General features: G+C 67.1%; 18 protein-coding genes. 8 read left to right on the forward strand and 10 right to left on the reverse strand.

Features of this window, described 5'->3' with window-relative positions; translation table 11 throughout:
* Positions 1–93: 93 nt before the first annotated feature.
* Positions 94–732 (forward strand): porin MspA, encoded by a 639-nt coding sequence (locus CG716_RS08740; RefSeq protein ID WP_094478530.1) that lies wholly within the window; start codon positions 94–96, stop codon positions 730–732.
* 47 nt (positions 733–779) lie between these two features.
* Here the strand turns inward: CG716_RS08740 and dapC are convergent, their stop codons facing one another.
* The 4 genes from dapC to CG716_RS08760 form a co-directional block, all read right to left on the reverse strand.
* Positions 780–1,886: a succinyldiaminopimelate transaminase gene (dapC, locus tag CG716_RS08745; protein WP_094478532.1), complete on the reverse strand. Its 1,107-nt coding sequence runs from the start codon at positions 1,884–1,886 to the stop codon at positions 780–782.
* 14 nt (positions 1,887–1,900) lie between these two features.
* Positions 1,901–2,224 (reverse strand): ferredoxin, encoded by a 324-nt coding sequence (gene fdxA / locus CG716_RS08750; protein WP_094478534.1) that lies wholly within the window; start codon positions 2,222–2,224, stop codon positions 1,901–1,903.
* Positions 2,225–2,447: 223 nt separating this feature from the next.
* On the reverse strand, positions 2,448–3,275 hold the full coding sequence (locus CG716_RS08755) for a Fic family protein (protein WP_234817764.1): 828 nt from the start codon (positions 3,273–3,275) through the stop codon (positions 2,448–2,450).
* Positions 3,272–4,324: a putative nucleotidyltransferase substrate binding domain-containing protein gene (locus CG716_RS08760; RefSeq protein WP_094478536.1), complete on the reverse strand. Its 1,053-nt coding sequence runs from the start codon at positions 4,322–4,324 to the stop codon at positions 3,272–3,274. The genes CG716_RS08755 and CG716_RS08760 overlap by 4 nt, the downstream gene beginning before the upstream one ends.
* Before the next feature lie 115 nt (positions 4,325–4,439).
* Between CG716_RS08760 and CG716_RS08765 the strand changes: the two genes are divergently transcribed.
* On the forward strand, positions 4,440–5,972 hold the full coding sequence (locus CG716_RS08765; RefSeq protein ID WP_094478538.1) for an amino acid permease: 1,533 nt from the start codon (positions 4,440–4,442) through the stop codon (positions 5,970–5,972).
* A 6-nt stretch (positions 5,973–5,978) separates the two neighbouring features.
* The gene (locus tag CG716_RS08770) at positions 5,979–7,127 is read left to right on the forward strand and encodes an agmatinase family protein (RefSeq protein WP_094478540.1); all 1,149 of its coding nucleotides are present in this window, start codon (positions 5,979–5,981) and stop codon (positions 7,125–7,127) included.
* Between the two features lie 4 nt (positions 7,128–7,131).
* On the opposite strand, the gene CG716_RS08775 is transcribed toward CG716_RS08770, so the two are convergent.
* Positions 7,132–9,711 carry a bifunctional FO biosynthesis protein CofGH gene (locus tag CG716_RS08775; RefSeq protein WP_094478542.1) on the reverse strand — a complete coding sequence of 860 codons (2,580 nt, stop codon included), beginning with the start codon at positions 9,709–9,711 and terminating at the stop codon, positions 7,132–7,134.
* 219 nt (positions 9,712–9,930) lie between these two features.
* Between CG716_RS08775 and CG716_RS08780 the strand changes: the two genes are divergently transcribed.
* Entirely contained in the window at positions 9,931–10,884 is a 954-nt protein-coding gene (locus tag CG716_RS08780) for a hypothetical protein (protein WP_094478544.1), read from the forward strand.
* 4 nt (positions 10,885–10,888) lie between these two features.
* Here the strand turns inward: CG716_RS08780 and CG716_RS08785 are convergent, their stop codons facing one another.
* A complete protein-coding gene (locus tag CG716_RS08785; RefSeq protein ID WP_094478546.1) occupies positions 10,889–11,308 on the reverse strand; it encodes a hypothetical protein in 420 nt (139 codons plus the stop codon).
* A gap of 6 nt (positions 11,309–11,314) precedes the next feature.
* Positions 11,315–12,181, reverse strand: a complete 867-nt coding sequence (gene mshB, locus CG716_RS08790; protein ID WP_094478960.1) for an N-acetyl-1-D-myo-inositol-2-amino-2-deoxy-alpha-D-glucopyranoside deacetylase — start codon at positions 12,179–12,181, stop codon at positions 11,315–11,317.
* Positions 12,182–12,221: 40 nt separating this feature from the next.
* On the opposite strand from mshB, the gene CG716_RS08795 reads away from it, so the two are divergent.
* From CG716_RS08795 to CG716_RS08810, 4 genes are all read left to right on the forward strand, one after another.
* On the forward strand, positions 12,222–13,490 hold the full coding sequence (locus CG716_RS08795; protein WP_094478548.1) for a chloride channel protein: 1,269 nt from the start codon (positions 12,222–12,224) through the stop codon (positions 13,488–13,490).
* Positions 13,491–13,500: 10 nt separating this feature from the next.
* Positions 13,501–14,568 (forward strand): class I SAM-dependent methyltransferase, encoded by a 1,068-nt coding sequence (locus CG716_RS08800; RefSeq protein ID WP_207760609.1) that lies wholly within the window; start codon positions 13,501–13,503, stop codon positions 14,566–14,568.
* Positions 14,569–14,878: 310 nt separating this feature from the next.
* Complete coding sequence (locus CG716_RS08805; RefSeq protein WP_133066896.1) at positions 14,879–16,009, forward strand: hypothetical protein; 1,131 nt, start codon at positions 14,879–14,881, stop codon at positions 16,007–16,009.
* Between the two features lie 188 nt (positions 16,010–16,197).
* Positions 16,198–17,133, forward strand: a complete 936-nt coding sequence (locus tag CG716_RS08810) for a hypothetical protein (RefSeq protein ID WP_094478554.1) — start codon at positions 16,198–16,200, stop codon at positions 17,131–17,133.
* A gap of 2 nt (positions 17,134–17,135) precedes the next feature.
* On the opposite strand, the gene CG716_RS08815 is transcribed toward CG716_RS08810, so the two are convergent.
* From CG716_RS08815 to CG716_RS08825, 3 genes are read right to left on the reverse strand one after another with little or no spacing between them, the layout of a single operon-like run.
* Complete coding sequence (locus tag CG716_RS08815; RefSeq protein ID WP_094478556.1) at positions 17,136–19,046, reverse strand: ABC transporter family substrate-binding protein; 1,911 nt, start codon at positions 19,044–19,046, stop codon at positions 17,136–17,138.
* 21 nt (positions 19,047–19,067) lie between these two features.
* Positions 19,068–20,966 carry a translational GTPase TypA gene (typA, locus tag CG716_RS08820; protein WP_094478558.1) on the reverse strand — a complete coding sequence of 633 codons (1,899 nt, stop codon included), beginning with the start codon at positions 20,964–20,966 and terminating at the stop codon, positions 19,068–19,070.
* Complete coding sequence (locus CG716_RS08825; protein ID WP_094478560.1) at positions 20,963–21,583, reverse strand: hypothetical protein; 621 nt, start codon at positions 21,581–21,583, stop codon at positions 20,963–20,965. Before CG716_RS08825 ends, typA begins: the two co-directional genes overlap by 4 nt.
* Between the last annotated feature and the right edge of the window lie 36 nt (positions 21,584–21,619).

Genomic DNA, 21,619 nt, shown 5'->3' on the forward strand with positions numbered 1-21,619 from the left:
CCGCGCCCGGGACCCACCGCCCGTCACGACGCCAGAAACACCGGTGAACGGGCCCCCGATCACCGTCGAACCACTAAGCACCAAGGGGTCAGCATGAAATACATGGGTCGAGTGCTGGTGGCGATGATCGCCGCCGTCGCGGCGCTCTTCGTCGGGACCGGCACCTCACACGCCGGCCTGGACAACGAATTGAGTCTGGTTGACGGCGGTGGCCGCACCATGACGATTCAGCAGTGGGACACCTTCCTCAACGGCGTGTTCCCCCTGGACCGCAACAGGCTGACTCGTGAGTGGTTCCACTCCGGCAAGGCCGTCTACAGCGTGGTCGGCCCGGGTTCGGACGAGTTCGCGGGCACCTTGGAACTGGGCTACCAGGTCGGCTTCCCGTGGTCGCTGGGTGTGGGCATCAACTTCAGCTACACCACCCCCAACATCCTGCTCGACGACGCGAACATCTCCCCGACGGGCTTCAACCCGCTGGGCTCGGTCATCACCCCGAACCTGTTCCCGGGTGTGTCGATCAGCGCTGACCTGGGCAACGGCCCCGGCATCCAGGAAGTCGCCACCTTCTCGGTGGACGTCTCGGGCCCCAACGGCTCGGTCGCCGTGGCCAACGCCCACGGCACCGTCACCGGTGCCGCCGGCGGCGTGCTCCTGCGCCCGTTCGCTCGCCTGATCTCCAAGGCCGGTGACAGCGTCACCACCTACGGCGAACCCTGGAACATGAACTGAGCAGAAGTTTCTGACCCCCGCTTAGGGCGGGGCGGTTGAGCTAGCGCTTAGCTCAACCGCTCCGCCGCGGCGGCGATTCGTTCGTCGGTTGCGGTCAGAGCCATCCGAACGTGCTGGGCACCCCGAGCTCCGTAGAACTCCCCGGGCGCCACCAAAATGCCACGCTGGGCCAGCCAGGACAGTGTCGTCCGGCAGGGCTCACCGCGAGTGGCCCACAAGTACAGTCCTGCCTCGGAATGGTCGACGGTGAAACCCGCCGATCGCACGGCGGCAAGCAAGACATCGCGGCGGCGCGCGTAGCGCTGCCGCTGTTCGATTTCATGAGCATCGTCGTCGAGCGCGGCCACCATCGCGGCCTGCACCGGCGTCGGCACCATCATCCCGGCGTGCTTACGCACAGCCAGCAGCTCGGCGACCACATCGGGGTCGCCGGCGACGAAGCCCGCGCGATACCCCGCCAGCGACGAGGTCTTCGACAGCGAGTGCACGGCCAGTAGGCCGGTGTGGTCACCACCGCTGACCGAGGAATGCAGCACCGAGGTCGGCTCTTCCTCCCACGCCAGACCCAGGTAGCACTCGTCGGACACCACGAGTGCGCCCCGCTCGCGAGCCCATTCGATGACCTTGCGCAGGTGGTCGCGGCCCAGCACCTTGCCCGTCGGGTTGCTCGGGGAGTTGATGAACACCACCGCGGGCGACTCGGGGCCGAGCTGGGTGACCGAATCGGCCGGGATCACCGTGGCGCCGGCCAGCCGGGCGGCCACGTCATAGGTCGGATACGCCAATTCGGGGACCACGACGACGTCGTCGGCGCCCAGACCCAGCAGGGTCGGCAGCCATGCGATCAGCTCTTTGGTGCCGATCACCGGCAACACCGCCTGCTCGGCCAGCCCGGTGATGCCGTAGCGACGATGCAGCGCGGCCACCGCCGACGCCCGCAGCGCCGGCGTCCCCGCAGTGGTCGGATAGCCCGGTGCGCTACTGGCCGCGGCGAGGGCTTCGCGGATGACGGGAGCCACCTCGTCCACCGGCGTCCCCACCGACAGGTCGACGATGCCGCCCGGGTGAGCCCGCGCGGTGGCCGTCACCTCGGCGAGGGTGTCCCACGGAAATACGGGCAGCGCCGCCGAAACAGGCCGGCGACGCGCGCGCAACGGGATGTGAGCCGTCAGTCCTCTTCCTTCGGCGGCAGGTCCTTGACCGACTGCGGGTCGTTGTCGGTCTGGCCGACCTTCGAGGCGCCGCCGGGCGAACCGAGCTCAGCGAAGAAGTCGGCGTTGATCTGGGTGTACTGCGACCACTGATCCGGAACGTCGTCCTCGTAGTAGATCGCCTCGACAGGGCAGACCGGCTCGCATGCGCCGCAGTCGACGCACTCGTCGGGGTGGATGTACAGCATGCGTGCGCCCTCGTAGATGCAGTCGACGGGGCATTCCTCGATACATGCCTTGTCTTTGATGTCGACGCAGGGTTCGGCAATCGTGTACGTCACTGAGGTTCTCCTCGGTCTGTGCTCTCTGTGTGGCTGTGTGCTTCGCGCGGGCGCTGGGAACGCCTAGTATCCGATGCCGGTCGCCGGATAGCCGAGTCAGTGTGCCCTAACTTGTCGGGTACCCAGTCCCCAGTCCACTCAGTGTTCCGCGCGGTAACTGATACTAGACGTTTCGTATATTAACTAGCTACAGCAACAGATGCCGTGACGACAACGCCGATGTCTACCGCAAGGCCCGCCCGAATATCGCCAGGAATGGCCGGTGGCCGGCACGGCCGTCCCGACGTGTGGGCATGCTCTCCCGCGATGCTCGGTACCACTCGTCGCGGGCCACCGTCCCGAGATCCAGCCGTCGTCCGCAGAGCGTGGCCAGCGTGTGCAGAAGCACTGTCCCGGTACGCCCGTTTCCTTCACGAAACGGGTGGATTCTGTTGTATTCGGCATACAGACCCGACATCTCGTACGCCAAACCCGGAATGTCCAGGTCGTGGCTTTCGGCTACCAGCTGCCGCGCAGCGCGCTCGACCGCCGACACCGCGTGGGCGATACTCGACTGCCACGCGAAGGCCGTGTCACCACGGCGCAGCTCAACTGTCCGGTAATTCCCCGCCCAGGCGTAGACGTCGGCGAATACATGCTGGTGCAGGCGTCCGACGTCGAGGTCAGCGGTCGTCACATCACCATCGATCAGCTTGATGTGCCACTGCACCAGTCGAGCCGCCGTGCAGACGAACTCCAGCTCGCGCAACTGCTCAGCGTCAAAGACGCCGAAATTGTTGCGCAGCACCGAGGTTCCGGGAATCAGGTACGGACGCCGGCGCCGGAATATCCGTCTGGGACGGGGATCACGGATCCTCTGGATGTCCTTGAGGTAGCGGGCGAGGTAGTCACCGAACGACATCTGCGCGCCTGCCAGAGCGACCAGGTCGGCGACGTGGTCCGTGGTCGGCTGCCAGCCCTCGAGCCGCTCCGCCGCGACCGCCTGGTTGATCGCATGGCGCAGCGGTTCCGCCACCCCGCCGAACGCATTGAGGCTGTCGGTCACCGTCACTGAACTCCCGGTGTGTTCGCCAGGTAGCTCAACTTCCGCCGAATCCCTGCCACCTCGCGGGCGATGGCTCGCAACTGCGCCCGCTGATGGGGTGCCAGGTCCGCCAGCGCGACAGTGTCGGTAGGACGCTGCCCGGAGATCCAGGCAGCGCAACGACTCTGCCAGCGAAACCGGAGCAAATGCAGAAAGCAGTCATCCAGGGTCGATGCATCGTCAGAATCGAGAACGTTGCGCTCAGCCGCATCAGCCAGGCGGGCCGGCGTAGACAGCGCCGACGACCCCGCCGATAACGCCGCCCATCGGGCGGTCTTGACGATGGGATCGATCGCCGCAAGTTTGAGGTCGACGGTATCGGCACCCAGAGCGAACGTGCGTAACCGGGACGGAAAGGTCGTTCGCGCGGCCGTCGCGTCCTGCAGCATCCACCGCAGGGCGTGCGGGTTAGTCGCGATGGCAGCCAAACTCGTTGTGCGCAAGATACTTTCGGAAATTCGCATCGCACTGAAGACGGCTTCTGAGTCGGCGACGATCCCGGTCATCACCACACCCCGGTCTTCGCGCGGCGAGTCCACCCACCGCCCGATGCTCTCCGACCAGCTGCCCAGCCTGCGACAGAATCGCGATCGGCTGGCAAGAACACCATTGGCGTCGCCACGGATGCCGCAACGGTCGAGCAACCCGTGCACTTCGGCGGCCAGTTCCTGCGCGGCCGTCTTGGCGTCTGCGTCGACGTCGTCACCCAGCGCGACGAGGGTTTCCACATCCGAACCGGGGACCGCCTCCCCGCGGGCGACGCTGCCCGAGACGAACCACGTCCACGCTATCGAGCGGTCAGCAGTGGTCAATCGCACCGCGGCGGCGACACCATGGCGCAGAACCGCAGACCAGTTGGCCGCGTTGCCCATGGCCGGGGTGGACGCCCGCGACTCGCCCACGATCAGCGTTCGCGCCCAGTCCAATCCGGCGCGCAGCGAGGGCTCTCCGTCGGCGCGATCGATCGCGGCGAGGGCAGCAGCGATATCAGCGCCCGGAGGCAACTCGACGGCCATGCCGTCGATTGTCTCCCGCGCACTCGGTGGTCACACGGTGGTGACGTCGACGAAACCGCACCGCCCCACGGCAAGGCTAATTTTCATCGTCTGACCACGAGACGAGGAGCGCTGCATGACCGCCACATTCGACCCTGCGATCTCGTCGCAGGAAGACGCATCGACACTCGAAGAGCTCGGCTACACCCAGGAGTTGCACCGTGGCATCGGCGGGTACGCGGCCTTCGCGTCCGGCTTCTCCTTCGTCTCGATCCTGACGACCGTATTCGCCTTCTTCCCGTTAGGTTTTGCGCTCGGCGGCCCGGCATTCTTTTTCACCTGGCCGATCGTCTTCGTCTGCCAATTCTGCGTCTGCCTGATCTTTGCGGAACTGTCGGGCAAGTTTCCGGTCGCCGGCGCCATCTACCAATGGTCTAGGCGGCTCGCCGGTAACGCCGTCGGCTGGTTTGCCGGCTGGTTCATGCTGATCGGCTATATCGTCTCGATCGCCGCCCTCGCCATCGCCATGCAGACTGTGCTGCCGCCGATCTGGAGTGGATTCCAGCTCGTCGGGACCGACATCGATCCGCTCTCCGTCGACGGCGCCACCAACGGGATCATCCTCGGCAGCATCACGATCATCCTGTGCACCATCATCAGCGCCGCCGGTGTGCGGTTCATGGCCCGGATCACAGTCACCGGCGTGACGATCGAGATCGTCGGCGTGGTGCTGATCATCATCGCGATGTTCGTCAAGGCCGAGCGTTCACCCGCACAGGCCGTGCTGGACACCGGCGGACACGGCTCCGGCATCCAGTACCTTCCCGCCTTTTTGGCCTCGATGTTGATGGCCGCCTACGTTATGTACGGATTCGACAGCGCCGCAGAGCTTTCCGAGGAGACCAAGGATCCCCGCCGGACCGCACCCAAGGCCATCGTCAACGCGCTACTGGTGTCGTTCGTCGGCGGCGGCCTGATGATCCTGGCCGCGCTGATGTCGGCGCCCACCCTCGGTGACGACCTGGCCACCGGCGGTATGGCCTGGATCATCCAGAGCCAGCTCAGCACCTGGCTGGGCAAGACCTTGCTGGCGCTGGTCGCCGTCGCGATGTTCTCGGCAACGCTGGCTATCCAGGCCTCGGCCTCACGGGTGATGTTCTCCATGGCCCGCGACAATCGGCTGCCGTTCGGGAAGTTCCTGTCCCAGGTCAACAAGCGCACCGGCACCCCCGTCATCACCGGTGTCACGGTCAGCGTGCTGGCTATCGGTGTGCTGCTGGTCAACCTCGGACAGGCCAGCGTCTTTGCTGCGATCGCATCGGTGTCCGTCGTGATCGTCTATCTCGCTTATCTGATGGTGACGGTGCCCGCGCTCATCCATCGACTGCGCGGCACAAGCCTGTCGTACGGGCCGCCCGTCATGGATCTCGGGAAATGGGGCATCCCCGTCAACCTCATCGCGGTGGTGCTGGGCACGCTGTTGGTGATCAACATCGGCTGGCCGCGCCAAGAGGTCTACAACCCAACGGGCGATTCGTGGTTCCTGCAGTACTTCGCCGCCATCTTCGTCGCGATAACGCTTGTCATCGGTTATTGGGCATACCGCGTGGTCAAGGACCGCGAAGGCGCACCCGACCCGGTCGACGCGCTGGTGAAAACGAAGAAGTAGCCGACGATGTCCCATGAACCGGATCAATCCCTGCCGAATGCCGAAGGCGCCTGGGCCCAGCAGGCCGAGGCCAGGCTTTCCGACCGCAGACTACGCGAGGAAATCGACCGCGGTCTGAGCTACGGCCTGCATGCCGCCCCGACGATCAACGATCGCACCATCTCGACATTCGTCCGCGGCGAGAAGCCGCACTTCGCCGGGGAGCGGGGCACATTTCTCAAGTGCCCGTTCATCGAGGACGTCAACGAGGTCGGCGACGCCGAGGTCGCGATCTTCGGTGTCCCCCTCGACGCCGGCGCCACCTACCGGCCCGGCACCCGGTTCGGCCCACAAGGAATCCGACGCTCGACAAACCTGTTCGGTACCTACAACTACGAGTCCGGCGTGGATCTACGCGAGCAGCTCAACATGGTCGACATCGGCGATGTGTTCACGATCCCGGGCAATTTGGAGAAATCGTTCGACCAGATCAGCCAAGCCATGGCACATGTCGTCCAGAAGGGCGTCATGCCGATCGTGCTCGGCGGCGACCACTCGATCGGCTTCCCCACCATCCGCGGCTTGGCGCCCTACCTGGACGGCAACGTCGGCATCATCCACTTCGACCGCCACGTCGACACCCAGGAAACGGACCTCGACGAGCGGATGCACACCACCCCTTGGTTCCACGCCACCAACATCAAGAACGCACCCGCGACCAATCTGGTCCAGATCGGCATCGGCGGTTGGCAGAGCCCCCGCGAAGGTGTCAAAGTGGGCCGGGAACGCAAGTCGACGGTGATCACCGTCGGCGATGTCGAACGGGTCGGTATCGAAAAGATCGCCGAGATCGCGCTCGAGGTGGCCTGGAAAGACGCCAAGGCGGTGTACCTGTCGTTCGACATCGACGTCATCGACGCCGGATTCGTGCCGGGCACCGGCTGGCCGGAGCCCGGCGGGCTACTGCCGCGCGAAGCGCTCAACCTGGTCAAGATGATCTCCGCGCCCGGGCTGGCCGGCATCGAGGTGGTCGAGTGCTCTCCGCCGTATGACTGGGCGGAGCAGACCGCGTTGCTGAGCTCGCGGGTGATCCTCGACAGCCTGGCCGCGCAGGTCAGTTCAGGCAAGCTGGGCAACAAGGCCGCCGCGGCCAACCGCCCTGCCTGGGGTCCGTAGCGAGTCAGGCTGCGCGGTCGGCGTAGGTCGTCGTGCGCTGCCGCGCCGGGCGACCGATGCCCTCGGCGATGGCGATAAGCTCCTCGACCGATTTCGCCGAACCATTCTCCGAACCGGCCATCCTCGAGATGGTCTCTTCCATCAAGGTGCCACCGAGGTCGTTGGCGCCACCGGCCAACATCACCTGGGTGCGCTCGACACCAAGTTTTACCCAGCTGGTCTGGATGTTGGAGATCCTGCCGTGCAACATGATTCGCGCCAGCGCATGCACAGCGCGGTTATCGCGATGCGTCGGTCCCGGCCGGGCACCGCCGGCCAGGTACAGCGGCGAGCTCTGGTGCACGAACGGCAGCGGGACGAACTCGGTGAAACCGCCGGTGCGGTCCTGGATGTCGCGCAGCACGTTGAGGTGCCCGACCCAGTGCCGCGGGGTGTCGACGTGGCCGTACATCATCGTCGAGCTGGACCGCAGGCCGACCTCGTGCGCGGTGCTGACCACCTCGATCCACATCGACGTCGGCAGCTTGCCTTTGGTGAGCACCCAGCGCACCTCGTCGTCGAGGATCTCGGCCGCCGTGCCGGGAATGGAGCCGAGGCCGGCTTCCCGCAATGCGGTCAACCACTCCCGAATACTCAAGCCGCTCTTGGTGACTCCGTTGGCGATCTCCATCGGCGAGAACGCGTGCACGTGCATGGACGGCACCCGCGCCTTGACCGCGCGCACCAGGTCGGCGTAACCGGTGACGGGCAGCTCGGGGTCGATGCCGCCCTGCATGCACACCTCGGTCGCACCGGCGACGTGCGCCTCCCAGGCGCGGTCGGCAACCTCGTCGGTGGACAGCGAGTAAGCGTCGGCGTCGCCCTTGCGTTGGGCGAAGGCACAGAACCGGCAACCCGTGTAGCAGATATTGGTGAAGTTGATATTGCGGTTGACGACGAACGTGACATCGTCGCCTACGGCGTCCCTGCGAAGCGAATCTGCCAGTGCGGCAACGGCATCCATCGCGGGCCCATCCGCGGTGGCCAGCGCAAAATACTCGTCGTCGGTGCACCCGGCGGGATCCCGTTCGGCGGAGCGCAACGCGGCCAGCACGTCGGTGTCGAGCCGTTCGGGCGCCCGGGCGGCGAGCTCGTGCACCTTCTCGCGGATGGACTCCCAGTCGCCGAACGCACTACCCAGATCGCTGCGGGTCTCGGTCAGCCGGCCCTCGCTGTCGATCGCCGTGTGCAGGTCCGTGCGCCCCAGCGATTCGGTCGCCTCGTCGGGCTCCTGCCATGGGCGACCTACCGGATTCACGTCGAGGGCGTAGCCGGTCTCAGGGTCGGCCAACGCCTCGACATGTCCCTGCACACGCGGGTCGATCCAGGCTGCACCGGCCTGCACGTACTGCGGCTGAGCCGTGAGACGCTGCACCAGGTCGTAACCCGCCTCGGCGGTCACCGCAGCGAGGTCTTCGAGAGCGGGCCAGGGCCGTTCGGGGTTGACGTGATCGGGCGTCAGCGGTGACACGCCGCCCCAGTCGTCGACGCCGGCACCGATCAGGGCCAGGCATTCCTCCCGCGACACCAGATTCGGCGGGGCCTGGATGCGCACCTTGGGCCCCATCACCAGGCGGGTCACCGCCAGGCTGGCCAGGAAGTCGTCGATACCGGTATCTGGCACCGAGGCCATCGCGGTGTGGTCCTTGGCGCGGAAGTTCTGCACGATCACTTCCTGAACGTGGCCAAATTCCTTGTGCGACCGCCGGATAGCGTGAATGGTCTCGGCACGCTCGGTCAGCGTCTCGCCGATACCGACCAGCAGACCGGTGGTGAAGGGAACTGAAAGTCTGCCGGCGTCATCCAGCGTGCGCAGCCGCACCGCGGGATCCTTGTCGGGGCTGCCGTAATGGGCCTCGCCCTTGGTCTCGAATAACCGCCGGGACGTGGTCTCGAGCATCATGCCCATCGACGGCGCCACCGGTTTGAGCCGGGACAGCTCCGACCAGCTCATCACGCCAGGATTCAGATGCGGCAGCAGACCGGTCTCCTCGAGTACCCGGATCGCCATCGCCCGCACATAGTCCAGCGTCGAGTCGTAGCCCCGTTCGTCGAGCCACTGTCGCGCCTCGTCCCAACGCGCCTCCGGACGGTCGCCGAGGGTGAACAAGGCTTCTTTGCAACCCAATTCGGCGCCGCGACGCGCAACGTCGAGAATTTCGTCGGGCTCCATGAACATGCCCTTGCCCTCGGCGCGCAGCTTGCCGGGCACCGTGACGAACGTGCAGTAGTGGCAGGTGTCGCGGCACAGGTGAGTCACCGGGATGAACACCTTGCGCGAGTAGCTGACCGGAAGCCGGCCGGTGGCCCCGCGGCGACCGGCGGAGTCCAAACCGGCGTCGCGGACGCGGGCCGCGCTGGCACACAGATCCGCGAGATCCTCGCCCCTGGCGGTCATCGCGATCGCCGCTTCGTCGATATTGAGGGCGACGCCATCTCTGGCTCGCCGCAGAACACGTCTCATCGCGGCAGGCGAGGGAGCTTCAGTCCGCGGCGGAACCACCGGCGTGGGCAGCGGACTACTGGGCTGCGAGTTCAGGGCCACTCCCCGGTAACCCCCGGCAGCTGGGAAATCATCCGCGCGTCTCACAATCTGAAACTCGGGCGACTGACATGGTCCACACAGTAGTCCTCGCGGTTGACGATGCGAGGACGTGTCTCAGCGACCCACAATTACGCGGACACGGCAAAGAAAGTTGTCATGCCGGCTTGCCGGCACCGTAAATTGTCAGTGTTAGCTGTAGCCCAAGCAGGGGGTTGTGCCATGACCGTATCCACCCGTTCCTATCTGACGGCAGGGGTGGCGGCGATGGTCGTCGGTGCCACGGCAATCGTGCCGCTGCAGCGCTCAGCCCCGACCTCGATCTCTGCGGAGGCAGTGCGTCTGTCCGCGGCGGTGCAGCCGCTGGTCAGCCAGGTCAACGCCGCTGCGGCGACCCTCGGGCAGGTCGACACTGCCGCGGCCGTTGCCACACCGACGCAGCCGCGGGCCCAGGCCGCGGTGCAGGCGAACAACAACGCGTCCGACGCCATCGACGCGGCCTATTCGGTGATCATGTACTGGTCGAACTACCTCGTCCTGGATGTGGCCCCGTATCTGCTGGGCTGGATCCCGTTCGGCTATCTCATCAGCGACCAGATCAACATCTGGTACCCGACATTCACCGTGCCCGTCGCCAACAGCTTCGTCTACGACTTCCTCGACCCGGTGGTCAACGACTTCTGGAACCCGACGGTGTGGCGTGACGGACTCACCGCGATCGCTCAGACCGCATTCAGCGGCCTCGGCACCGTGGTCAACCAGGAGATCAGCTACTTCTGGAGCCTGGCTTGGTTCCCGTTCCCGCTGCCCCCGTTGCCGCCGCTGGCAGCGCTTGCCGCGACCAAGACCGCCGCGGCCGCGTCCACCACGGCCAAGACGACGACGGCCACGACAGGCATGGGCCATTCCGGCCGCTACCAGGTGGCGACCACCTCGACGGACACACCCACCACCAACACTGGCACCGACACAACCGACACCCTCACCCCGACCGCCGCCACCACGACCGCCGCAACCACGACACAAGACACCTCCGCCGCCAAGACCTCGGGCAAGAGCACGTCGTCCAGCAAGAGCGGCTCGGCCACATCAGGTTCTGTCACCGGCAACAAGAGCGGCACGGCCGGCTCCGCGCGCAGCCACGGCGCGAAGGCCGCCAAGGGCGACGGCAGCTAGCCGCCTAGGGCTGGTTGCGCCGCCACAAGAACCAGGCCGGCGGTGTGGCTCCCAGCGCCAGGAACAGCAGGACTGAATAGGCCATCACACCGGGGCCGCCGAAGACGATGTCGCCGCCCGGCCCGCCGAGGGTCAGCGCGGCGACGGTGACCAGCCAGGTCAGCAACGGCAGTGCGGCAAGCCGGGCGGAAGAAGTCCAGTGGGCTGCCGCCCACACCAGGGTCAGATTGAGCAGCGCGCTGATCACGGCACTGATCGGGAACGGCACCGAGCCCAGGTAAAGCGGGAGAAGCAGCGCCCCCGTCACCGCGGAGATGACACCGTCGACGGCGAGCAGAGCAAGCACCACGGTGCGAATGGCCGGATCGGTCACGCCGGGGTTCTCGGTGACCTCGACGGAACGTTTGGTGGCGGTCGGCTTCAACCCGGCCTACCGCCCGAAGCCCAGACCGGCGAGAAGGTCGGTCTCCCAACCACGGTCGTCGGTCGGGCCCGCCGCGCCCTCGACGAGCACGTAGTGTTCGGCGGCCAGCACGGGCAGCACGAGCTTGTTGGACAGCGTGAAGGCCCGCCGGGTCGGGCCGACGAGCATCTGGGTGGCGTGCGCGGCGATCGCGTCGACCTTGGCCTCGACGTGTTCGGGGGCTTCGACGACGGCGGTGATCTTCTCGTCGGTGAACCCGAATACGACGTCGGCGGGCGGCCGGATCCAGTCCGCCAGCACATCCTCGTCGGTGAGCGCATTGACGCCGTGGCGAAAAGCGGTGGCGCCGATGACACCCCAGTAGAACTTGGGCACCGTCCAGGTCGCGGCGGCGACGGCGGCGGTGGTGATGCGATGAGTCTGGATGTGGTCGGGGTGGCCGTAGCCGCCGTCCGGGTCGTAGGTGGCCACCACATGCGGCCGGAGTTCGTCGATGACGTCGGCCAGCAGGCCGACGGCTTCGTCGAAGTCGGCGTCGACGAACTTGGTGTGACGACGCGCCGGGGTGCCGGGCATGCCGGAGTCGCGCCAACGGCCGGCCCCACCCAGGAATCGCGGGCCCGGCAGGCCCAGCTTCTGCAGGGCCGTGGTCAGTTCGGCGATGCGGTAACCGCCGAGCTGGTCGGCCTCGTCGACCGCCAGCCGCAGCCACCGGTCGTCGATGATCTCGCCCTCTTCGCCAAGGGTGCAGGTGACGACCGTGACCTCGGCCCCCTGCTGGGCGTAGCGAGCGATGGTCACACCGTTGTTCATCGTCTCGTCGTCGGGGTGGGCATGCACGAACAACAACCGCGGAGTCTCCTGCGAAGCCACGAACGTCACCCTACCGGGGCCGGTGACATAGATTCGGCCCGTGAAGCGGCGCGACCTGGAGTTCGCCTGCGCGGTCATGGCGATCGGCTTGCTGGCCGGGGTCGCCGGCGCCGCGACGACGTTGGTGCTGCATACCGTCGAGCACCTCACGTATCACTACAGCTTCGGAACGCTGCTGGACGGCGTCACCGAGTCCAGCCCGGCGCGCCGGGCGGTAGGCCCGATGATCGGCGGCGCCCTCGCCGGCCTGGGCTGGTGGCTGCTTCGCCGACGGGCGCGGGTGCCGTCACTCACGGATGCCATCAGCGCGCCCGCCCCGATGCCGCGGCTGGCGTTATCGCTCGACGCGGGCCTTCAGGTCCTGCTGGTCGGCGCCGGCGCCTCCCTGGGCCGGGAAGGCGCGCCGCGCCAATTCGCCGCAGCACTAGGCGATTTGGGCGTCTCACGGCTGGCCCTGACCGCGAATGACCGTCGAATCCTGCTGGGCTGCGCGGCCGGCGCGGGGCTGGCCGCGGTGTACAGCGTGCCGATGGGTGGCGCGCTGTTCGCGATCCAGATCGTGCTGCGCAGCTGGAGCCTGCGCACTGTCGGGACGGCAATGATCACCTCCAGCCTCGCGGTGGCGGTGGCCGCACCGGTCACCCGCCTCGATGTCCCGCTGCACTGGCCCGACGCCAACCTGTCCTATCTGCTGACCGGGTTCGCGATCCTGCTGTCCCCGCTGGCGCTGGTGGTGGGCCGCGGATTCAACCGGTTGATGCAGTACGCGAAAACCCATCGCGTCGGCGACTCGTGGCTGCTGATCCCGGCGGTCGCCGGCGCGGGGCTGCTGGTCGGTGTCCTCTCGCATTGGTGGCCCGAACTGCCGGGCAACGGCAAGAGCGTGCTGACCGTCAGCGTCGCCAGCGGCCTGACCATGACCTCAGCTGGGGCCATCCTGCTGCTCAAGCCAATGCTGACCGCGGCGTTTCTGCGCGCCGGGGCCGTCGGCGGCATGCTCACCCCCGCGCTGGCGACCGGCGCGGCCATGGGTTCGGTGGTCGCCATGGCGGTGAACAGCTGGACTCCGTTGACGGTCAGTGTGCCGGCCGTGTCGCTGGCCTGCGCCGCCGGCGTGCTGGCCATCACGCAGGGCGCTCCCGCGTGGGCCGCGCTGTTCGTGTGGGAGCTGGCCCGCCCGCCGCTGTGGCTGCTGATTGTCTTCGCCGCCGCGGCGGCCGCCGCCAATCTGCTCGACAGCCTGCTCAAGAAGCGATCCGACCACGAGTCGCCGCCGGCGACCCCTGACAACGCGCGCCATATCGGGTAGAAGAACGTAAGTGGAGAACGTGCCGCTCGCGCCGAGCAGTGGGTCGCCGCTCAAGCAGGCAATGGCCCGCCGCCTGCACCGGCGCGCAATCGCCCAAGGAGAGATCAGCCTGCCCGCTGTGCCGGGCATGCTCGACGAATACGTGGCCATGTGCGCCGGCCTCTTCGGCAGCCTGGGCCGGGGGTTCACCGACGAGGACCTCGACGTTCTCCGCGACATCCTGCGCGACCAGCTCGACGAGGCCTTCACCGCGTCACCGCGCTCGGAGATCGTGATCACCTACGACGCGCCGGTGGGCCTGATCGTGAACTACCACGTGAAATGCCGCTGGTGGTCCGTCGAGGGCGCCTACGAGAACTGGATTGCCACGCGCGAACCCCCACTGTTCGGCTCGGAGCCCGACGCCAGGGTGTGGGCGTTGGCCGGCGAGGCGGCCGATCCCCGCACGTCCCCGATTCTGGATCTGGGTGCCGGAACCGGCCGCAACGCCCTGGCGCTGGCCAGGCGGGGCCATCCGGTCGACGTCGTGGAGATGACGCCCTCGTTCGCCGAATCCATCCTGGCCGGGGCGCAGCGAGAAGCACTGGCCGTGCGGGTGCTGCAACGCGACATTTTTGCGACGCTGGACGACCTGCGCACCGACTACCAGCTGATCCTGTTGTCGGAGGTGGTGTCAGACTTCCGCTCCGCGGACCAGCTGCGTGGGGTGTTCGAACTCGCCTCGCGCTGCCTGGCGCCGGGCGGCCGACTGGTGTTCAACGGCTTCGTCGCTCACCGCGACTACACGCCCGACGAGGCGGCCCTGCAGCTGGGCCAACAGTGCTACACCACGATCTTCACCCAGCCGCAGATGGCCGCCGCGCTGGCCGGATTCCCGCTGATATTGACCTCCGACGACTCGGTGTACGACTACGAGAAAGCGCATCTGCCGGCGGGCGCATGGCCTCCCACCAGTTGGTATAGCGATTGGGTCAGCGGACAGGACGTCTTCGACGTGCCCCGCGAGGAACGCCCGATCGAGATGCGGTGGTTGGTCTACACGAAGCGACTCGGGGCCGGCGGCCCCGGACCGAGCTGACCGCCCGCAGGGGTTTGCTGGCTTTGTACTGGGCAATGTATTGACCTCGTGACACCCGTCACAGCCCTGGTGATACCCGTTTTTCCGCGCGCCGTAGTCAACCGGTCTTTGCTACCCGACAGGAGCCTCAGGTCCGCTCAAGATAAGCCGACTCATGGATTGAATTGGCCCACAAGGAATTTCTCACCAGACATCCAGGCCTTCCACCGACTCGCCAAGAAAAATTCTCAGGAAGAGTCTTTAGCCTTATCAGGCTCCTCTCAGGTATCGTTCTGGCTGAGCCATGCCGCAAACAGCGGAGGGAGACGGCATGCATCGGGCCTTGGGGCCATTCCTCGCAACAGGAGTGGCACTGGTGGCGGCCGCCGTGGTCGTCGCCAACCCCGTCGCGCCGCCGTCCCGGGACATGCGGATCTCGACGACCCAGTTGTCAACCAGCCCCGACCTTTTGAGCCCCTCCGACAAGTCGCTGCTCAGCGCACTCGCGCCGCCGCTCCCGATCTCCGACCTCGGCCCGGCCCTGGCACAAATCCTGGCCGCGCTGGCCGCGGACGCCGATCGAATCAGCCGCGCGGTCGATTCCTCGACCACCGCCGAGCCCCCGGTGGCCGCCGCCCCATCCGAGCAAACGGCTTACCGGCCCGATCCCGCCGCCGCCGCCGCGTTCGTCGAGTCGCCGAATGCTGCTGCTGCCGCCGCCGCCAGTACGGGCTTCGCCTCATCGGTCGCCGGCTCGCAGGTGGTACAGGTGCTGAACGGCCTCGTCGCCGACGGGTCCTACCTCGGCGGGAAGGTCGTCGAGGCCGCCTACGCCGTCGTCGAAGTCATCATCCGGGTGCCCGAGTTCGTTGTCACCGTGGCCCTGGACCTGCTCAAGGGTGACTTCGGCGGTGCCTTCGATACCGTCAAGTCGGTCATCCAAGCGTTCTTCGGGCCCGGACTGATCATCCTCGACGGGATCAGGGACATCCTCTACGGCAAGCAGCTACCTGCCGTGCCCCCACCAACCGCCATCCTGAAAATCCTGACGGCGCAAAGCAGCACGACCACCGCCGACGCCACCACCGCCAGCAGCACGCCGGCGGCGCAGCCCAGCCAGGAAGCCACGGGCCAGTCGGCCCGCAAGCGCGACGAGACACTCTCGGCCGCTGTCTTGCGACCGACGACGGCATCGACATCGGCCGCGTCCTCGGACCAGACGGCCACGTCGAGCACATCCACGACGCCCACGACGACGGCGTCGACCACGACGACCACATCCACGGGGTCGACCCCTTCCACAGGGTCGACCACGACGACCACATCCACGGCGTCGAGCACGACGAGCACATCCACGGGGTCGAGCACATCCACGGGGTCGAGCACCAGCAAGCCGACGGGATCGACGCACTCCACGGCAGGCTCGGCACGGAATGCGAAGCCCGCCGGTTCCTCCTCGTAGGCCGACTGACACTCGTCACCGAATCCGCAGTCAGCGGCATTGCTGATCGCCGCGCACGATCAATTGCGCGTTTCAGAGATGGTTGCACATTCAACAAACTGGATCGACTACCGCGAAACCGGCCTCCTTCTCAGGTGGCTCTCAGGTAGTTTTCGCTGGTAGGTACAACTTCGGGGAAGGCGCCTGAAATGCGTGGCACCGTCAGCTCGCTCTACAAAACCAGCATCGCGCTCGCAGGGGCCGGCGTGCTCGCCGTCAGCCCATTGGTGCCCAGCCAGGACACCCGTCCCCCAGCCATCCACCTGCCCCAGATACAGTTCGCCGACCTGACGATTCCGGCGTTCGGGGCCATCCCCTACCAGATCGGCATCAACGTGCTTGGCGACATCGTCGCCGCGGCACCGATCCTGATCGGCAGCACGCAGCAATGCGCCGACTATTGCCTTGGGCCCAACACTCCGGCGCCCGACGCCAACTACGCGCCGTTCACCGGCTGGGGCCTCGTCGGCCTGGGCCAGGGGCTGATCACCAGCCCGGTCGCATTCGTCAAGGCACTGCAGGCCGGACAAGACTTCGGACAGGCGCTCGGTGCCGCGCTACTGGCTATCCAGGTCCCCATTGCCAACACCTTCAGCCTGCTGCTCGCGCCGCGTATCCCCTCCGGTGGCTACTCGCTACAGGCCACGCTGGATCGGGCGTTCACCGCCTCCAAGCATGCCGTCGACTACGCGGTGAACATCGCCGCCCAGGCCCTAGTGACCGGACCACTGACGATTCTGGCCGGCACGGTGGAAGGCACGACGGCATTCGCGGGGACGCTGGCGCAGACCGGTGATTTCGCCACCGCGTTCGCCGCCGGACGCGCCCCCATCCAGGCGTCGGTCAAAACCGCCACCACCGACCTCGTCAACGAGATCAACGAGGGTCGCTCCACCATCTACGCGGATCTGACCGCCGGGCCAGGGGCGACCACCAGGCCGATCCCCACGGTCCCACCGCCGACCGCCGCAGCCACTCCCGCCAAGGTCAGTTCGGCCAAGGCCACCCAAGACAGCGGCAAGCCCGAGTCAGCCAAGGCGGGCGGCGTCGGCGCCTCGAAGCGGCCACACAAGGCCGCCGGGTAGACCTACTCCGAGGCCTTAGCCCACCGGCCGGCGTCGCCGACGATGCCGACCGGCACCGCGCCGGTCAGGCTCACGTTCTGCACGCTTGGACCCACCGCGACGATCGTGGTGTCCTGCAGGATCGGCAGCACGGTCGACAGGTTCCACAGCCGGGGTTCGACAAGGTTGATCACGTCGTCGATCTTTGCCGAACCATCAAGGGCGGCTTCGATATTGGGCTGAATGCTGCGATCGCAGATGCCGGTGAGGTTCGATGGCGCCTGCACCAGCGCGCCAGACTCCGGTGCTGCCACCGGTGGGGTGGTCGTCGTCGTGGCGGTCGTGCTGGGCGACGGCGACGAGCTGGATGACGAGGTCGACGACGTGCTTGCCGGTGTGCTGGTCGGCGCCGTCGGGACCGCCGTCGCCTCCAAGGCCGGGCAGCCGTAGCGGGACGCCAGCAGGGTGGCCAAGTCACCGCCGGCGGCATGCCAGCCGACGATCGCGTCGACTCGGTTGTTCACCAGCGCATCGCCGTAGAGCACCGGCGGGTCCAGCGCCAGTACGGTCGCGGCGATGCCGACGCTGCGTAACTGGTCGGCCGCGGTGTTGGCCACCGCCACCGATGTCGGGTCGTTGGCGGCCACGCCGATCACCAGCGCCAGCGTGTCGCCGTCCTTGCTGATCCGGCCGCGGGTGATCTCGGGCGGTCCCGGCGGCGGGGTGCTCGTGCGCGACCCGGCCGATGGCGGCGGTTGCAAGGGCGATTCGGTTGGTGTGCGGTCGATTTGGAAGCCGGCCTGCTCGAGCAGCTCGAGCGACCGCTGCTTGCCCAGTGCCGGCGGCGCGGTCGGCACGTAGCCGGGATCGCTGGGGGCGCGGACCTGAGCTTGGGCCAGGGTGACGGTGTTGTCGCTACCGGCGCCCACCGCAGCAAGCAGATCGACGTCAAGCAGGCCCAGGATCGCTTTGCGCACAGCCGGATCCGACAGCTTGGGCTCGACGGCGCGCAACGTCAGTTGCATGACCCGAGGTGTGACGATCCGCCCGGTGCGCACATCCGGGATGGCCGACAGTTGCGCGAACGCAGACGAGCCACCGTGCACCTGGGCTACCTGGGTGTCGCCGTTGCGGATCGAATCCGCAAGCGCCGCAGGCGCTCCGGCGCGGCGGAACAGAATCTGGTCAGGGTGTGCGGGCGGCCCCCAGTACCGGTCGTTGCGGGCCAGCAGGATCTCGTCACGCTGCGGGTCGATGTTGTCCACCCGGAACTGGCCTGCGGTCACCGGCAGCGTACGAACCAGGCCGGCGGGGAAACCGCCCGGCACGTCCTTGACGATGTGGGCCGGCAGCAGATCGTTGAACAGCTCCCGCCAGGCCGGGTATGGCTGGGAGAAGGTGACCACCGCGGTCTTGCCACCCTCGATCGACTGCACTCCGGTGATCAGGTCGTAGCCGGCGGGGTCCACCACGCCGGGCTGGCTGACCATCTGGCGCCAGAGGTACCAGAAGTCGTCGGCGGCGATCGGAGCGTTGTCAGTCCACGACGCTTCCGGCCGGATCTTGTAGGTGACCGTGAACGGGTTCTGGTTGGTCACCTCCGCCGACACCAGCAGCGTGGGGTCCATCTCCCAACGGGAGCCGGTCGAGGTGGCCGGGTCGGGCACCGGACGGAACGAACTGGGCAGCACCAGCGCGCTGATGGCCGCATTGACCGGTGACTGGTCGGAGAGCAGGTGCGGGTTGAACCCGGCGCCGATCGAGTCGATCCCCATGATGATCTGGGTCGCCCGGGGCGGCAGCGGGGCGGGTGCATCCGTCGTCTCGGTGCTCTGCGGAGCGGGCGGCGGGCTGACCGTACAAGCGGCCGCGACCAGCACCGACCCAAACACAGCCAGGGCTCGCAGGCTGCGATGTCTGTCCGGCACGCACATCAGAGTAGCGATACGCCCGTTTCAGCCCCTGGTCTTGGCCCGCGCCTTCGCCCTGGCCCGGCTGGTGGCGTCGAGCTCGACCTTGCGGACCCGGACGATCTCCGGCGTGACCTCGACGCACTCGTCGCCGGCACAGAACTCCATGGCCTGTTCCAGGTCGAGCTCCAGCGGGCGGGCCAGCGTTTCCATCACGTCGGCGGTGGACGACCGCATGTTCGTGAGTTTCTTCTCGCGGGTGATGTTGATGTCGAGGTCCTCGGCGCGCGGGTTGATCCCGACGACCTGGCCCTCGTAGGTGTCCTGTCCGGGCTCGACGAAGAACTGGCCGCGGTCGGCCAGTTGGATCATTGCGAACGGCGTGATCGTGCCGGCACGGTCGGACACCAGCGAGCCGGTGTGCCGGGCCCGGATCTCCCCCGCCCACGGCCGGTAGCCGTCGAACACGGCGTTGGCGATACCGGTGCCGCGGGTCAGCGTGAGGAAGTCGGTGCGGAAACCGATCAGGCCGCGGCTGGGCACGATGAAATCCATCCGCACCCATCCGGCGGCGTGGTTCGTCATCTCTTCCATGCGGCCCTTGCGCGCTGCCATCAGCTGCGTGATGGCACCGACGAACTCGTCGGGACAGTCGATGGTCATCGCTTCGAACGGCTCGTGCAGCTTGCCGTCGATGGTGCGCGTCACGACCTGGGGCTTGCCGACGGTCAGCTCGAAACCTTCGCGGCGCATCTGCTCGACGAGCACCGCCAGGGCCAGCTCACCACGGCCCTGCACCTCCCAGGCGTCCGGGCGGCCGATGTCGACGACCTTGATCGAGACATTGCCGACCAGCTCAGAATCCAAGCGGCTCTTGACCATTCGCGCGGTCAGCTTGTGGCCGGAGACCTTGCCGGCCAGCGGCGAGGTGTTGGTGCCAACGGTGACGGAGATCGCGGGCTCGTCGACGGTGATCCGCGGCAGCGCGTGGGCGTGGTCCGGATCAGCCAGCGTGTCACCGATCATGATCTCCGGGATGCCGGCGACGGCGACGATGTCACCGGCGATGGCCTCGTCGGTCGGGGTGCGCTCGACGCCCTCGGTCACCAGCAGCTCGGTGATCTTGGCTCCTGAGATGACGGGGTGGCCGTCGACCTCACGCATCCAGGCCACCTGCTGGCCCTTGCGGATGCGGCCCTTGTAGATGCGGATCAGCGCGAGCCGGCCGAGGAACGCCGACGCGTCGAGGTTGGTCACCAGGGCCTGCAGCGGCGCCTCGGGGTCGCCCTGCGGCGGCGGGATGTGCTCGAGCAGGACGTTGAACAGCGGGTCGAGGTTCTCGCCGTCGGGATTCTCGCCGTTGGAGGGTTGGGTGGTGCTGGCGATGCCGGCGCGGCCGGATGCGTACAGCGTCGGCAGGTCGAGTGCCTTCTCGGCGGCGGCCTGCGCTTCTTCGTCGAGATCGGAGGCGACGTCGAGCAGCAGATCGTGGCTCTCTTCGACGACCTCGGCGATCCGGGCGTCGGGCCGGTCGGTCTTGTTGACCACCAGGATCACCGGCAGATGCGCGGCCAGTGCCTTGCGCAGCACGAAACGGGTCTGCGGCAGCGGACCTTCCGAGGCGTCGACCAGCAACAACACCCCGTCAACCATGGAAAGGCCGCGTTCCACCTCACCGCCGAAGTCGGCGTGACCGGGGGTGTCGATGACGTTGATCACAGTCATCGACCCATCCGGGTGCTGGCGGTGCACGGCGGTGTTCTTCGCCAGGATGGTGATGCCCTTTTCCTTCTCCAGGTCACCGGAGTCCATCAGGCGTTCGATGGTGTCGTCACCGCGGTGCGTCAACGCTCCTGACTGCCGCAACATGGCGTCCACCAGCGTGGTCTTGCCGTGGTCGACGTGCGCCACGATGGCCACATTGCGGAAGTCCTGATTGCTCACGGCCCTGATTCTGGCAGCGTGGGTGCCCTTTTGCGAAAACGAGGAAGGATCAGCAGCGCTGCAGCGAGGAAGCACAGTGCCCCGATGAAGGTGCCGACGTTGGCTGCCAGCGCGTCCTCGGTGATGCCGGTACGCCGCACGAACGCCCCCACCGCCGAGACGCCGAAGGCGATGGATCCGATCATGTTGATCCACTCTGCCTGCCAGTCCCGCGAGCCCAGCGCGATCAGACCGATCGCGATTGAGGCCGCGGCCACCCCGAGTGCCGCACTCACCAGAAAGGCGATCGAACCGAAGGCGTCCGGCGCCCAGACGTAGTGGCGGCGAACCGCCGTCGCGTGTGCCGACACCGCGGTGCCGGTGCTGATGTTGAACAGCACGGTGCCGGCGAATTGGATTGCCGCCGAAAGCCATTCCAGCTTTGGCTTGCTGAGCATCAGTTGCATCCAGGCCGCGCTGGTGAAGAACCAGGAGCCGATGAAGCACAGCCAGTTGGTGGCACCCGCTCCTGCGGCGGCTGAGAAGCCCGGCACGGTGGCCGCGGCGAAGAACGCCGAGCCGATGGCGAAAAGCCAGCACTGCCGCGACAACGTCGCGCACGTCCCCACGCTCGGCATTCCATCAGCCGATCCACATCAGACGCAAACCCCGCG

Origin of the sequence: Mycolicibacterium sphagni, assembly GCF_002250655.1 — a bacterium.
GTDB classification, from domain to species: Bacteria; Actinomycetota; Actinomycetes; order Mycobacteriales; family Mycobacteriaceae; genus Mycobacterium; species Mycobacterium sphagni.